Annotated in this window: 14 protein-coding genes; 10 read left to right on the forward strand and 4 right to left on the reverse strand. The window is 52.9% G+C overall.

Features of this window, described 5'->3' with window-relative positions; all coding sequences use genetic code 11:
• Window positions 1-52 precede the first annotated feature (52 nt).
• The 3 genes from rhaD (at window position 53) to rhaM (ending at window position 2,466) form a co-directional block, all read left to right on the forward strand.
• Complete coding sequence (gene rhaD / locus HV302_RS25005) at window positions 53-880, forward strand: rhamnulose-1-phosphate aldolase (protein WP_094761758.1); 828 nt, start codon at window positions 53-55, stop codon at window positions 878-880.
• A gap of 126 nt (window positions 881-1,006) precedes the next feature.
• Window positions 1,007-2,155 carry a lactaldehyde reductase gene (gene fucO, locus HV302_RS25010; protein ID WP_016155196.1) on the forward strand — a complete coding sequence of 383 codons (1,149 nt, stop codon included), beginning with the start codon at window positions 1,007-1,009 and terminating at the stop codon, window positions 2,153-2,155.
• Window positions 2,152-2,466, forward strand: a complete 315-nt coding sequence (gene rhaM / locus HV302_RS25015) for an L-rhamnose mutarotase (protein WP_049269664.1) — start codon at window positions 2,152-2,154, stop codon at window positions 2,464-2,466. The genes fucO and rhaM overlap by 4 nt, the downstream gene beginning before the upstream one ends.
• 290 nt (window positions 2,467-2,756) lie before the next feature.
• Here rhaM and HV302_RS25020 read toward each other — a convergent pair whose 3' ends face one another.
• Complete coding sequence (locus tag HV302_RS25020; protein WP_181626722.1) at window positions 2,757-4,079, reverse strand: carbohydrate porin; 1,323 nt, start codon at window positions 4,077-4,079, stop codon at window positions 2,757-2,759.
• 84 nt (window positions 4,080-4,163) lie between these two features.
• Here HV302_RS25020 and HV302_RS25025 point away from each other — a divergent pair.
• Window positions 4,164-4,861 (forward strand): IS1 family transposase gene (locus HV302_RS25025; protein WP_223429336.1). Its coding sequence is split into 2 segments (ribosomal slippage): window positions 4,164-4,413 and window positions 4,413-4,861, totalling 699 coding nucleotides; the frame shifts between segments, so codons are not numbered across the junction.
• Window positions 4,862-5,266: 405 nt separating this feature from the next.
• Here HV302_RS25025 and HV302_RS25030 read toward each other — a convergent pair.
• The gene (locus HV302_RS25030) at window positions 5,267-5,815 is read right to left on the reverse strand and encodes a helix-turn-helix domain-containing protein (protein WP_016155192.1); all 549 of its coding nucleotides are present in this window, start codon (window positions 5,813-5,815) and stop codon (window positions 5,267-5,269) included.
• Window positions 5,816-5,916: 101 nt separating this feature from the next.
• On the opposite strand from HV302_RS25030, the gene HV302_RS25035 reads away from it, so the two are divergent.
• The 6 genes from HV302_RS25035 (at window position 5,917) to HV302_RS25060 (ending at window position 11,789) form a co-directional block, all read left to right on the forward strand.
• The gene (locus HV302_RS25035; protein ID WP_016155191.1) at window positions 5,917-6,576 is read left to right on the forward strand and encodes an AzlC family ABC transporter permease; all 660 of its coding nucleotides are present in this window, start codon (window positions 5,917-5,919) and stop codon (window positions 6,574-6,576) included.
• The gene (locus tag HV302_RS25040; protein ID WP_016155190.1) at window positions 6,576-6,899 is read left to right on the forward strand and encodes an AzlD domain-containing protein; all 324 of its coding nucleotides are present in this window, start codon (window positions 6,576-6,578) and stop codon (window positions 6,897-6,899) included. Before HV302_RS25035 ends, HV302_RS25040 begins: the two co-directional genes overlap by 1 nt.
• A gap of 182 nt (window positions 6,900-7,081) precedes the next feature.
• Window positions 7,082-7,528: a PTS fructose transporter subunit IIA gene (locus HV302_RS25045; protein WP_047357774.1), complete on the forward strand. Its 447-nt coding sequence runs from the start codon at window positions 7,082-7,084 to the stop codon at window positions 7,526-7,528.
• A gap of 10 nt (window positions 7,529-7,538) precedes the next feature.
• Entirely contained in the window at window positions 7,539-8,984 is a 1,446-nt protein-coding gene (locus HV302_RS25050; protein ID WP_047357775.1) for a PTS fructose-like transporter subunit IIBC, read from the forward strand.
• Window positions 8,974-10,044: an aminopeptidase gene (locus HV302_RS25055; protein WP_181626723.1), complete on the forward strand. Its 1,071-nt coding sequence runs from the start codon at window positions 8,974-8,976 to the stop codon at window positions 10,042-10,044. The genes HV302_RS25050 and HV302_RS25055 overlap by 11 nt, the downstream gene beginning before the upstream one ends.
• On the forward strand, window positions 10,044-11,789 hold the full coding sequence (locus HV302_RS25060) for a putative frv operon regulatory protein (protein ID WP_181626724.1): 1,746 nt from the start codon (window positions 10,044-10,046) through the stop codon (window positions 11,787-11,789). The genes HV302_RS25055 and HV302_RS25060 overlap by 1 nt, the downstream gene beginning before the upstream one ends.
• 56 nt (window positions 11,790-11,845) lie before the next feature.
• Here HV302_RS25060 and HV302_RS25065 read toward each other — a convergent pair whose 3' ends face one another.
• Together HV302_RS25065 and fdhD are read right to left on the reverse strand one after the other, a co-directional pair.
• Window positions 11,846-12,058, reverse strand: a complete 213-nt coding sequence (locus tag HV302_RS25065) for a DUF1471 domain-containing protein (protein ID WP_003825262.1) — start codon at window positions 12,056-12,058, stop codon at window positions 11,846-11,848.
• Between the two features lie 128 nt (window positions 12,059-12,186).
• Window positions 12,187-13,023 (reverse strand): formate dehydrogenase accessory sulfurtransferase FdhD, encoded by an 837-nt coding sequence (fdhD, locus tag HV302_RS25070; protein WP_181626725.1) that lies wholly within the window; start codon window positions 13,021-13,023, stop codon window positions 12,187-12,189.
• Window positions 13,024-13,148 lie beyond the last annotated feature (125 nt).

Here is a 13,148-nt window from a genome sequence, read left to right on the forward strand (position 1 = left end):
CCGGCCTACGTAAGACCCGATAATAATCGGGCAATCAACAGGATCACCGAATATGCAAAACATGACTAATTCCTGGTTCGTCCAGGGGATGATCAAAGCCACTTCCGACGCGTGGCTGAAAGGCTGGGACGAACGTAACGGCGGCAACCTGACGCTGCGTCTGGATGAGGCTGACATTGCGCCATTTAGCGCCGATTTCCACGAAAAACCGCGCTATATCGCGCTAAGTCAGCCAATGCCTTTGCTGGCAAACACGCCGTTTATCGTCACCGGTTCCGGTAAATTTTTCCGTAACGTTCAGCTCGATCCCGCGGCAAATTTGGGCGTGGTGAAAGTAGACAGCGACGGCGCGGGCTACCACATCCTTTGGGGCCTGACCCACGAAGCGGTGCCAACCTCTGAGTTGCCGGCTCACTTCCTCTCCCATTGCGAGCGTATTAAAGCGACGAACGGCAAAGACCGCGTGATCATGCACTGCCATGCTACCAACCTGATCGCCCTGACCTACGTGCTGGAAAACAATACCCCGCTGATTACCCGCAAACTGTGGGAAGGCAGCACCGAGTGTCTGGTGGTGTTCCCGGATGGCGTCGGCATTCTGCCGTGGATGGTGCCGGGTACGGATGAAATCGGCCAGGCAACCGCCGAGGAAATGCAGAAACACTCGCTGGTACTGTGGCCGTTCCACGGCGTGTTCGGCAGCGGCCCCTCCCTCGACGAAGCATTTGGCTTGATAGATACCGCAGAAAAATCCGCCGAAGTTTTAGTCAAAATCTATTCGATGGGCGGTATGAAGCAGACCATCACGCGTGAAGAGCTGGTAGCACTGGCTAAACGCTTTGGCGTGACCCCGCTGGCAAGCGCCATAGAGCTGTACTGATACCTGCCAACTCAACGCCGGATGCGGCTTCGCTTTATCCGGCCTACATGACGATGCACGTTTCACCGTCGGCCCGATAAGCGTAATGCCATCGGGCACCAGGGATTTTTTTTAAGGAGAATAGTGATGAGCTTTATGTTGGCACTGCCAAAAATTAGCCTGCATGGCGCCGGCGCGATTGCCGATATGGTGAATCTCGTGGCGAATAAACAATGGGGCAAAGCACTGATCGTCACCGATGGTCAGCTGGTGAAGCTGGGCCTGCTGGATAGCCTGTTTGCCGCACTGGATGAACATCAAATGTCTTACCACCTGTTTGATGAGGTGTTCCCGAATCCGACAGAAGAGCTGGTACAGAAAGGTTTTACGGCATATCAGGGGGCAGAATGTGACTATATTATCGCCTTCGGCGGAGGTAGCCCGATCGATACCGCCAAAGCGGTGAAGATCCTGACCGCCAACCCTGGCCCTTCTACCGCTTACTCCGGCGTGGGCAAAGTGAAAAATGCGGGCGTGCCGCTGGTTGCCATCAATACCACTGCTGGTACAGCAGCAGAGATGACCAGCAACGCGGTCATTATCGACTCTGCCCGTAAGGTCAAAGAGGTGATCATCGACCCGAACATCATCCCGGATATCGCCGTGGATGACGCCAGCGTGATGCTGGAAATCCCAGCCTCCGTTACCGCCGCAACCGGCATGGACGCCCTGACTCACGCGGTGGAAGCCTATGTTTCCGTTGGCGCGCATCCGCTCACCGACGCCAACGCCCTGGAAGCAATTCGCCTGATCAACCTGTGGCTGCCGAAAGCGGTCGACGATGGTCATAACCTCGAGGCCCGTGAGCAAATGGCGTTTGGTCAGTATCTGGCGGGTATGGCATTCAACAGCGCAGGTCTGGGTCTGGTGCATGCGCTGGCACACCAGCCAGGCGCGACCCACAACCTGCCGCACGGCGTCTGCAATGCCATCCTGCTGCCGATCATCGAAAACTTTAACCGCCCGAACGCCGTGGCGCGTTTTGCCCGAGTGGCGCAGGCGATGGGCGTGGACACCCGCGGGATGAGCGACGAAGCGGCAAGCATGGAGGCCATCACCGCGATTCGTGCCCTGAGCAAGCGTGTAGGTATTCCGGCTGGTTTTAGTTCCCTTGGCGTGACGAAAGAGGATATTGAAGGCTGGCTGGATAAAGCGTTGGCCGATCCATGCGCGCCGTGTAACCCGCGCACTGCCAGCCGCGATGAGGTCCGCGAGCTGTATCTGGAGGCGTTATGATCCGCAAGGCCTTTGTGATGCAGGTGAATGCCGACGCGCACGTTGAGTATCAACGTCGGCACAATCCCATCTGGCCAGAACTGGAAGCGGTGCTGAAAGAGCACGGTGCCCATCACTACGCGATTTATCTCGACCAGGAACGCAACCTGCTGTTCGCCACCGTCGAGATTGAGTCAGAAGATCGCTGGAACGCCGTTGCCAGCACCGATGTTTGCCAGCGTTGGTGGAAGCATATGCGTGATGTAATGCCGGCAAACCCGGACAACAGCCCGGTCAGCGCTGAGCTAAAAGAAGTGTTTTATCTGCCTTAACCGCTCTGTTTCCTCCCCTGACGGGGGAGGAAACCTTTTTCTCCCGTCAGCAGCATTGCGTTCGTTTTGTCATCCACGCCTTTTCCTCACAACCCAGCACCTGCTCAGGCATACCGATGCTGAAAGTCTCCGGCGTCACCAAACTGGAAGACGGGACTGCATTTAACTACTCGTGTAGCTACAACCGCGCCGACAAGTTCAAAATCAAAAATAACTTGGTGGGAAAATAAAAGCCTGATGACCAGGCTCTAAGAAAAAGCGCCTGAATCCAGGCGCCTGAGAACGGAAAATCAGAAGAAGTATTTGAAGCGGAGACGCGCGCCGTAACGGTCGTCGTCGTCGGTATAATTCTCCGGATTGCTGTTATCGCTGTTAATCATCGAATAATAAGCGCCGAGATAAATATTAAAGTTCTGCATATCCATCACGTTCGGAATTAAATAAGACGCGTGAATGGTATGAATATCGTAAGTGCCCTCATTGTAGAACCAGTCATTATCATCGTGATCGATCAGACCGTTAAATTCGTCGATCTTGTTATGAGCATAGATATAGCCCAGTTCAAAGCGCTTCCACAGAGCGTTGGCCGCCGCCGTAAAATCTTTTTCGTTATCCGCATCGAGATAAGCGGTGTTCAGGTTAAACACCAGGCCATTTTCCGGATCGGCTTTCAGACCGTTCCAGGTCATCGTCATACCGTAACCGGTACGATCGGACTGATCGACAAAGTTGCCCTGAGCATCGGTATATCCATAGGCGTTATTGATAACGTTCGATTCCATGGCCGCAGAAATCGTCAGCGCATCCACCGGTGTCCAGGCGACGACCGGGCGCAGATAAGCCACGTTTTTCTCCTGCGACATTTCACGACCATGATAGCGGCTATCCTGATAAAGCGAGGTACCATCTTCCAGCAGGGTATTTAACTCGAAATACCAGTTATCGAGCTGTTTGCTCATCAGGAAGCTGCCGCCGGAATCTGAACGGCCACGACCTTCTTTCATCATGTAGATATAGCCGCTACCGTCATCATACAAATCGTTGGCGGTATGCCCTGAATGCTCAACAAAGGTATCCTGATTCAGCGGGAACATATCGTAAGCTTCGAAACGACCGACTTTTACTTTCCAGTCATTTTCCTGACCGAAGAAGAAAGCGGCGTCATCAAGATTGACCGAACCCGTCATGTCAGCCAGCGGTTGCGCTGAGAAACCGGCGAAATAGCCGTTATCCAGCTTACGCATACCGTCAAAGCCCAGCAGGATGCGTCCGTTCAGATCCCAGCGTTCATTGGTTGGGTCGCCCACATTCGAATTGGTTGCCGCCAGCACGCCTTTGTTGCTTTCCGCATCCATGTTGAATTCCACGTCGCCGTAGATTTTCAGATCGCCATAGCCGGAGAGCACCAGGTTAGGGGTGGTGGCGTTCTTTTTGGTCTCTTGTGCGGGCGTAGTGCCGTTGACTGGCGTATTCCCCTGAGCAACTTTAATTTCCTGGATCTCCGCAGCCTGCTGTACCTGCAATTGCTGCACCTGATTTTCCGCTTTTGCCGCGCGGTTTTCCGCAGCTTCCAGCCGAGCCTCCAGTTGTTCGAGCCGCTGTTCCAGAGTCATTTTTTGCGTTTTAGCAAAGCCATTATTTGGGTGATGCTGCCAACTTACTGATTTAGTGTATGATGGTGTTTTTGAGGTGCTCCAGTGGCTTCTGTTTCTATCAGCTGTCCCTCCTGTTCAGCTACTGACGGGGTGGTGCGTAACGGCAAAAGCACTGCCGGACATCAGCGCTATCTCTGCTCTCACTGCCGTAAAACATGGCAACTGCAGTTCACTTACACCGCTTCTCAACCCGGTACGCACCAGAAAATCATTGATATGGCCATGAATGGCGTTGGATGCCGGGCAACCGCCCGCATTATGGGCGTTGGCCTCAACACGATTTTACGTCACTTAAAAAACTCAGGCCGCAGTCGGTAACCTCGCGCATACAGCCGGGCAGTGACGTCATCGTCTGCGCGGAAATGGACGAACAGTGGGGCTACGTCGGTGCTAAATCACGTCAGCGCTGGCTGTTTTACGCGTATGACAGGATACGGAGGACGGTTGTGGCGCACGTCTTCGGTGAACGCACTCTGGCCACACTGGAGCGTCTTCTGAGCCTGCTGTCGGCCTTTGAGGTCGTGGTATGGATGACGGATGGCTGGCCGCTGTATGAATCCCGCCTGAAGGGAAAGCTGCACGTAATCAGCAAGCGTTACACTCAGCGCATTGAGCGACATAACCTGAATCTGAGACAACATCTGGCAAGGCTGGGACGGAAGTCACTGTCGTTCTCAAAATCGGTGGAGCTGCATGACAAGGTCATCGGGCATTATCTGAACATAAAACACTATCAGTAAGTTGGAGTCATTACCATTATTTGCCACTAATAATAGACCTATTGCTAAAGCTAACGTCGATTTCTTCATTATTTGCTTTCCTTGAAATAAAGATCGTCCAACGTCTTCCGACCGGAAGACGCGCAACATGCAAATCCAAAAAATATTTTTATAGGTAATACGATACCGATGACTGAAATAAATTCAGAACATTAAAACGTGGCACCAGTGCAGGCTAATATTTATTATCATACTGATTTTATTATGTGTAACGTAGATATAATTAAGAATGTGAGGGATATAACAATAGTGCTGAAATTAACGAAAAATAATAAAAACAATTTTATATGAATAACAATAAAATATAATTAAAAATAATAAAGGCGCGAACGACAATCGCCGTGCCTTTATTTAATAAGCGTTCAATTAACTCTGCTCAGAAACCAGAATCGCCTGAGTGTCAGGCTCCAGTGCTTTAAAGATATGCGCTTGATCGGCGGGGTAACAAATATAATCGCCCTCACCTAACTCCTCCGGCGCTTCCGTCAATCCCACCATCGCCTTACCCTGCGTTACGATAATATGTTCAACCGATCCCGGTGGATGCGGTTGTGAAATACGATCCGCGCCCGGCTGCGTCAGCAGCAGATAGATATCCCGCCGCGCACCCGGTGGGCAGGCGGCCAGTAAAATGGCCTGATAGTGGGCCTGCTCAGCCACGACTTTTGTCCCTTCGCCGCGGCGAATCACCTGCGTTTTTTGCTCCTGCGGTTCCAGCAAGCGCGCAAAGGGAATATCTAACGCCACACACAGCGACCAGAGCGTTTCCAGGCTAGGATTTCCATTGCCCGCTTCCAATTGCGAGAGTGTCGATTTTGCAATCCCCGCGCGACGGGCAATCTCCGCCAGCGACAAACCAGTGCGCTGACGTTCACGCACCAGACTTTTCGCGATCATACTGATGGGCTGGGTCATTCACGACTCCATGTTTTTTATATCGAACGAATTGTTCGACTTGTAAAGCCAATTGGTCGCGTTCATTATAATGGAAACTCGTTCGATATGGCTAAAACGGTATGAAACATTATTTTTCCAGTCTCAAAGGCGACACGATAAAAGCAATATTTTTAGTCTGTCTGGCCGTCGGTGTAGTCGGCATGTCATACGGCTCGCTGGCGATGGCCTACGGCTTCCCGCTGTGGGTACCGTTTGTACTCTCTATTACTGTGCTGGCGGGCGCGTCCGAGTTTATGTTTATCGGCATTATCGCCAGCGGTGGTAATCCACTGGCGGCTGCGGCTGCCGGTTTACTGGTTAACGCCCGACATGTGCCGTTCGGCGTCACCGTGCGCGATCTGGTAGGCACCCGGGCTGCCAGTTTCCTCGGCTGTCATATTATGAACGACGAAAGCGTGGTCTTTGGCCTGTCGCAAAAAACGCCTGAGCAACGTAAAGCCGCCTACTGGCTGTGCGGTCTGGGCGTCGCAATTTTCTGGCCTGTTGGCACCCTGATCGGCGCAGGCGTCGGCAAACTGCTCCCTGCCCCGGAAACCATCGGTCTGGATGCCGTCTTCCCTGCCATTCTGCTGGCTCTGGTCGTCCCGGCATTCAAAAACCGCACTACGCTGATTCGTGCCTGTAGCGGCGCCACGTTGTCGCTTGCCGCCATTCCCTTTGCGCCGGTCGGTTTACCGGTTTTGCTCTCACTCTTTGGCTTACTGACGAGGAAAAAATAATGGGCAACATGACGCTGTTTATCGTCGGTATCGCCATGTTATCTCTGGGAACGTATTTAATGCGTTTAGGGGGAGCCAAGCTTGGAAGCCGTTTAGCGTTCTCAGAACGCTCGCAGGCGCTGCTTTCCGACGCCGCAACGGTATTACTGTTCTCCGTTGCGCTGGCGACCACCTTTTACGAGGGCGAACACTTTGCCGGAATGGCGCGCGTACTCGGCGTGGCTTTTGCGGTATTTCTCGCCTGGCGTAAGATGCCGCTGATCGTGGTGATCGTTGCCGCTGCGGTGGTAACCGCGCTGTTACGAATGGTGGGTATACACTAAGAATATAATTACCCTGGCGAAATATTCATCAGGGTAATCACCTGTAGCGCTATGTGTTTTACCCCACAAAACCAGGCGCTAACTCTGCCTCAAATTGTCACTTCCCGCTGACATATTGCTGCTCATCTCTTCACCATCTCACCGTTAAAATCAAATCAAACAGTTTTTAACGGAGTCCCATCATGACAGCCCTTACAGCTAACTGCATTGACCTGAATATTCAGGGGAATAGCGTTTATGCCATCCTCAAGCAACTGGCGAATATGGCGCTTCAAAATGGCTACGTCTCTGACCGCAGCGCCTTCCTGCAAACGCTGCTGATACGCGAAAAGCTGCATTCCACCGGCTTTGGTTCGGGCATTGCCGTCCCACACGGTAAAAGCGTCTGTATCACACGCCCCTTCGTCTTGTTCGCGCGCAAATCAGAAAAAGTGGACTGGAAAGCCAGCGACGGCGAGGACGTTAACTGCTGGATCTGCCTCGGCGTGCCACAAACGGGCGAGGACGATCAGGTCAAAATTATCGGCACCCTGTGCCGCAAAATTATCCATCAAGATTTCATCAACCAACTGAAGCAAGGCGACACCAACCAGGTGCTCGCCCTGCTCAATCAGACCTTAACCTCATAAGGAAGCGGCTATGGAGTCATCCTTGCGTTTAGTGGCGATTACCAACTGTCCGGCGGGTATCGCCCACACTTATATGGTGGCAGAAGCGCTGGAGCAAAAAGCGCGCTCGCTCGGCCATACGATTAAAGTCGAAACCCAGGGCTCAAGCGGCGTCGAAAACCGACTGACCAGTGAAGAAATTGCCGCTGCCGATTACGTTATTCTGGCTACAGGTCGCGGCCTGAGCGGTGAAGACCGGGCGCGTTTCGCCGGGAAAAAAGTCTATGAAATAGCCATTTCCCAGGCGCTGAAAAATATCGACCTGATTTTTACGCAGTTACCGACTCACTCACAACTTTTTGCCACTGATAGCAGCGTGAAGCTGGGAAAACAGGAGGTCCAGCACGGTAGCGTGATGAGCCACCTGATGGCTGGCGTTTCCGCCGCGCTGCCGTTTGTTATTGGCGGCGGTATTCTGGTCGCCATCGCTAATATGCTGGTGCAGTTCGGTTTGCCCTATGCCGATATGTCGAAAGGTGCGCCATCGTTCACCTGGGTTGTTGAATCCATCGGCTATCTGGGCTTCACCTTTATGATCCCCATTATGGGGGCATACATCGCGTGGTCGATTGCCGATAAGCCCGCTTTTGCCCCAGCGTTTCTGGTGTGTTACCTGGCGAACGATAAAGGTCTTCTCGGCACCCAGTCCGGCGCGGGGTTTCTCGGCGCGGTCGTACTCGGGCTGGCAATTGGCTACTTTGTGCTTTGGTTTCGCAAGGTTCGGCTCGGCAAAGCGTTGCAGCCGCTGCTCGGCTCCATGCTGATCCCGTTTGTCACTTTGCTGGTGTTTGGCGTACTGACTTATTACGTCATCGGCCCGGTGATGTCCGACATCATGGGGGGGCTGCTGCACTTCCTGAACACCATTCCACCATCAATGAAAATGGGCGCAGCCTTCCTCGTTGGCGCAATGCTGGCATTTGATATGGGCGGGCCAATCAATAAAACGGCCTGGTTCTTCTGCTTCTCACTGCTGGAAAAACATATCTATGACTGGTACGCCATCGTCGGCGTGGTGGCGCTGATGCCGCCCGTCGCGGCAGGTATCGCTACCTATTTAGCGCCAAAACTGTTTACCCAGCAGGAGAAGGCCGCCGCCAGCAGTGCGATTGTGGTGGGTGCCACCGTCGCCACCGAACCGGCAATCCCCTATGCGCTGGCCGCGCCGCTGCCGATGATTACCGCCAATACGCTCTCCGGTGGTATTACCGGCATGCTGGTCATCGCCTTTGGAATCAAACGTCTCGCGCCGGGTTTAGGTATCTTTGATCCGCTGATTGGCCTGATGTCTCCGGTGGGGTCATTTTACCTGGTGCTGGCTATCGGTCTGGCGCTGAACATTTCGTTAATTATCATCCTGAAAGGATTGTGGCTGAAACGTAAAGCCGCACAGCAGGAGCTTGCCCATGAACATTGAGTTACTTCAGCAGTTATGCGAAGCCAGCGCCGTCAGCGGTGATGAGCAGGAAGTTCGCACTCTTCTCATTAATGCGCTGGATTCCAGCGTCGATGAAATCACTTTTGACGGCCTCGGCAGCTTTGTCGCACGCAAGGGCAACCGTGGGCTGAAGGTTGCCATCGTTGGTCACATGGATGAAGTGGGCTTTATGGTCACGCATATCGACGAAAGCGGCTTTTTGCGCTTCACCACCATTGGCGGTTGGTGGAGCCAGTCGATGCTGAACCACCGGGTCGCCATCCGTACCCGCAAGGGCGTTAAAATCCCTGGTATAATCGGCTCCGTAGCACCGCACGCCTTAACGGAAAAGCAGAAACAGCAACCTCTGACATTTGACGAAATGTTCATCGATATTGGTGCCAACAGCCGCGAAGAAGTAGAAAACCGCGGTATTGCGATCGGTGATTTCGTTAGCCCGGAAGCCAATTTCGCTCACTGGGGCGAAGATAAGATCGTCGGCAAAGCGCTGGATAATCGTGTCGGCTGCGCCCTGATGGCCGAGCTTTTACAAACCGTGGATAACCCTGAAATTACCCTGTACGGCGTGGGCAGCGTGGAAGAAGAAGTGGGTCTACGCGGGGCGCAAACCTCAGCGGAGCATATCAAGCCCGATGTGGTGATCGTGCTGGATACTGCGGTTGCGGGCGATGTGCCCGGAATCGACAGCATTAAATACCCACTCAAGCTTGGCGAGGGCCCAGGGCTGATGCTGTTCGATAAGCGCTATTTCCCTAATCAGCAGTTGGTTGCCACATTAAAAGCGTGTGCAGAAAACAGCGGTGCGTCATTGCAGTTTTGCACCATGAAAACCGGGGCGACGGACGGTGGACGCTATAACGTTATGGGCGGCGGTCGTCCGGTGGCGGCACTATGCCTGCCGACTCGCTATCTCCACGCCAACAGCGGCATGATTTCCGCATCGGATTACGACGCGCTGTTTACGCTGGTGCGGGAACTGCTCACCTCGCTGTCGACCGAAAAGGTCCGCGCGCTTACTGACTTTCGCCGGGAGAGTTAATGCTTTCGGAACGCCAGTTAAAATTGGTGGATCTTCTTGAACAGCAGCCGTGTTTGCTGGGCGACCTGGCGCGGCAAACTGGCGTTTCAGGCAGAACCATCCTGCGCGATATTGACTACCTCAATTTTACCCTCAGCGGTAAGGCCCGCATTCAGCCCGGTGGCAGTGCGGGCTATCAGTTGGAAATTGTCGACAGACGCGGTTATTTTCAGCTTCTGCAACGCCATGATAATGATGACCGGTTGCTGGCCTTTCTTCTGCTCAATACCTTTACACCGCGTGTACAGCTGGCTTCGGCGCTCAATTTACCTGAAACCTGGGTGGCCGATCGTCTCCCACGGTTGAAGCAGCGCTATGAGCGCGCCTTTTGTCTTGCCAGTCGCCCGGGCGTCGGTCATTTCATTGATGAACCGGAAGAAAAGCGCATTATCCTGTTGGCGAATCTGCTTAAAAAAGATCCCCTCTTAATTCCACTGCCGGGTATTACCCGGGACAACATCGACAGGCTCAATGCAGCATGTGAAAAACTTAATGAATTCCCGCTCATCTCGGGAGAGTACCTGGCAAGTCTGGTGCTGGCCGTCTATGCCCTGCGTAACCAGCTCTCCGGATCATGGCCGGAGTGTCGGTATGTTTCACTGAAAAATGCGGTGGAACAAGGGGGAGTCTACCTGGGCGAGAACGCCTTCAGAACACTGATCGGCCTTCTGGAAATCAGACAACGGCAGGCAATGACAATTTCTGCCGATGCGGTGACCTTGTTGTTAAAAAGCGTTCCCGGCATCGCTGCGTTGAACGTTATCGATACCCAACTGGTTGATAATATTACCGGCCACCTGCTGAGATGCGTCTCTGCCCCGGTTTGGGTACCGGAACATCGCCAGAGCAGTATGCACAACCTGAAGTCGACCTGGCCTGCCGCCTTCGATTTGAGTCTGCGTTTTATTGCCCTGTTGCGTGAAAAACTGGATATCCCACTGTTCGATAGCGACCTCATCGGGCTTTACTTCGCCTGCGCCCTGGAGCGCCATCAAAACGAGCGCCAGCCGGTCATTTTGTTATCCGACCAGAATGCTATCGCCACCATCAACCAACAGGCCATTGAGCGAGATGTTCTGAATTGTCGGGTGATCATTGCGCGAAATACGAGTGAAATCAGCGCCATCAGTGAAGAAATCACCCCACTGTTAATCATCAACAATAGTCACTATTTACTTGATGAATCTATAAAAAATACCTTAACTATCAAGAACATCATCACCGCCGCAGGTACCGAGCAGATTAAACACTTCCTCGCAACGGCCTTTATCCGCCAGCAGCCCGAACGTTTCTTTTTACAGCCGGGCAGCTTCCATTACGCCAATATGAAGGCCGAAAGCTGGCAGAGTATCATCGGCCGGATCTGCGGCCAGCTTGTGGCACAGAGCCATATCACCGAGGACGAAGCGCTGCGCATTTGCGCCCGGGAGCATGAAGGTGAAAACCTGATCGTGAATCGCCTGGCGATTCCTCATTGCTGGAGCGAACAGGAGCGCCGCTTTCGTGGTTTCTTTATTACCCTCGCACACCCTATTCTGGTGAATAACGAACCGGTCAGCCATGTCCTGATCGCCTGTGCCGCCGCCGAGGCGCGGCATGAGCTAAAAATCTTCAGTTATTTATCCAGCGTGCTGAGCAGCCATCCGGCAGAAACTATTGCGGGATTGAAAGACTATAACGCGTTTATCGGATTGCACAGGCAGTGAATACCGGAAATGAAAAAAGCGCCTCAAGGGCGCTCTTTCGACAGTACTGAGGTATTTTATTTCAGCAGTTCAGCGGTCATGTGCACGCGGTTGCCGGTGTATGCCTGAGTGATTTTATAATCGCTGGCACCTGCACGTTCAGCCTGAGCGGCAATTTTTGCTTCAGCGCTTTCCAGTGTAGAACCAGTTGCGGTAACTGTCTGAGCAGCGAAAGAACCGAAAGAAGTAGCCAGAGCGATAACTGCGACAAAAGTTTTGATGCTTTTCATGATATAAACCCTTTAACTTAGTTGTTTGATTAAGGCACCGTGCCTTGATGTGATAAATAATAGCCATCTCATCGCACAACTAAAAGCGGAAGGATTTGCCAGTCTTATTCAAATTAATTGAATACTGGTTACTCAGTTATCAGACGCTCGGGATGTGTATAAATCGTCGCCCGGCCCGGTTTGCAAAAACCCACCAGCGTCAGGTTACAGCGTTCGGCAACTTCAACAGCGAGCGTTGTCGCCGCAGAAACAGCAAACAGGATTTCCACGCCGCACATTGCCGACTTCTGCACCATCTCGTAGCTGGCGCGGCTGGAGACTAATACCGCGCTCTGCTGCCAGGTTTCCCCTTCGATCGCACGTCGTCCCAGCAGTTTATCCAGCGCAACATGACGTCCAACATCTTCATGTCCGCCCGCCAGATGACCTGACGGCTGTACCCAGGCAGCCGCGTGCGTGCAGCCTGTCAGTTGCCCAACAGGCTGGAAATCAGGGAGATGCCTTAAGGCGTTATCGAGATGCGCCAGATTGAATGTCTGGGTAAACGGCAGCGGCTGGACCGGTTTGCCAATATCATTAAGTTGTTCCACGCCACAAACACCGCAGCCAGTCCGACCGGCCAGTGCGCGACGACGCTCTTTCAGCCCCATAAAGCGCCGGCTGGACAGCTCAACCTGCACTTCTAATCCGTTGCAGGAAGGCACCACGTCCATCCCGTAAATATCTTGCGAGGACTCAATAATGCCTTCAGAAAGTGAAAAACCCATCGCGAAGTGCTCAAGATCTTTCGGTGATGCCATCATCACCACGTGTGAAATCCCGTTGTATACCAGTGCCACAGGCACTTCCTCAGCTACCTCATCTGGCTGAGGATGTTGCAAGTCCTCGCGCTTCCAGAGGGTCAACTGACGAGATCCTGTCGGAGATGTCACATTCTTGATGTTTTCTTGAATAATTTTATTCACTTTCTTTTAACCGTATTGGAACACGCATACCAACATTGTGGTATTCTTTACAAACCCCTCCTGGACGGAGGGAAATTCAACCAATTCTGGACCTTTGCGGTCCCGTCCGCAAAGAAAAATAACAA

The sequence above is a fragment of the Citrobacter sp. RHBSTW-00859 genome (assembly GCF_013729795.1).
In the GTDB taxonomy this organism is placed as follows: domain Bacteria; phylum Pseudomonadota; class Gammaproteobacteria; order Enterobacterales; family Enterobacteriaceae; genus Citrobacter; species Citrobacter braakii.

What these genes read in the sequence shown, in the direction of transcription:
- HV302_RS25030 (WP_016155192.1), bottom strand. Translation starts at nt 5,815, where the DNA reads ATGACCCAGCCCATCAGTATGATCGCGAAAAGTCTGGTGCGTGAACGT.
- rhaD (WP_094761758.1), top strand. Translation starts at nt 53, where the DNA reads ATGCAAAACATGACTAATTCCTGGTTCGTCCAGGGGATGATCAAAGCC.
- HV302_RS25045 (WP_047357774.1), top strand. Translation starts at nt 7,082, where the DNA reads ATGACAGCCCTTACAGCTAACTGCATTGACCTGAATATTCAGGGGAAT.
- HV302_RS25020 (WP_181626722.1), bottom strand. Translation starts at nt 4,079, where the DNA reads ATGACTCTGGAACAGCGGCTCGAACAACTGGAGGCTCGGCTGGAAGCT.
- fucO (WP_016155196.1), top strand. Translation starts at nt 1,007, where the DNA reads ATGAGCTTTATGTTGGCACTGCCAAAAATTAGCCTGCATGGCGCCGGC.
- HV302_RS25060 (WP_181626724.1), top strand. Translation starts at nt 10,044, where the DNA reads ATGCTTTCGGAACGCCAGTTAAAATTGGTGGATCTTCTTGAACAGCAG.
- rhaM (WP_049269664.1), top strand. Translation starts at nt 2,152, where the DNA reads ATGATCCGCAAGGCCTTTGTGATGCAGGTGAATGCCGACGCGCACGTT.
- HV302_RS25035 (WP_016155191.1), top strand. Translation starts at nt 5,917, where the DNA reads ATGAAACATTATTTTTCCAGTCTCAAAGGCGACACGATAAAAGCAATA.
- HV302_RS25065 (WP_003825262.1), bottom strand. Translation starts at nt 12,058, where the DNA reads ATGAAAAGCATCAAAACTTTTGTCGCAGTTATCGCTCTGGCTACTTCT.
- HV302_RS25050 (WP_047357775.1), top strand. Translation starts at nt 7,539, where the DNA reads ATGGAGTCATCCTTGCGTTTAGTGGCGATTACCAACTGTCCGGCGGGT.
- HV302_RS25040 (WP_016155190.1), top strand. Translation starts at nt 6,576, where the DNA reads ATGGGCAACATGACGCTGTTTATCGTCGGTATCGCCATGTTATCTCTG.
- HV302_RS25055 (WP_181626723.1), top strand. Translation starts at nt 8,974, where the DNA reads ATGAACATTGAGTTACTTCAGCAGTTATGCGAAGCCAGCGCCGTCAGC.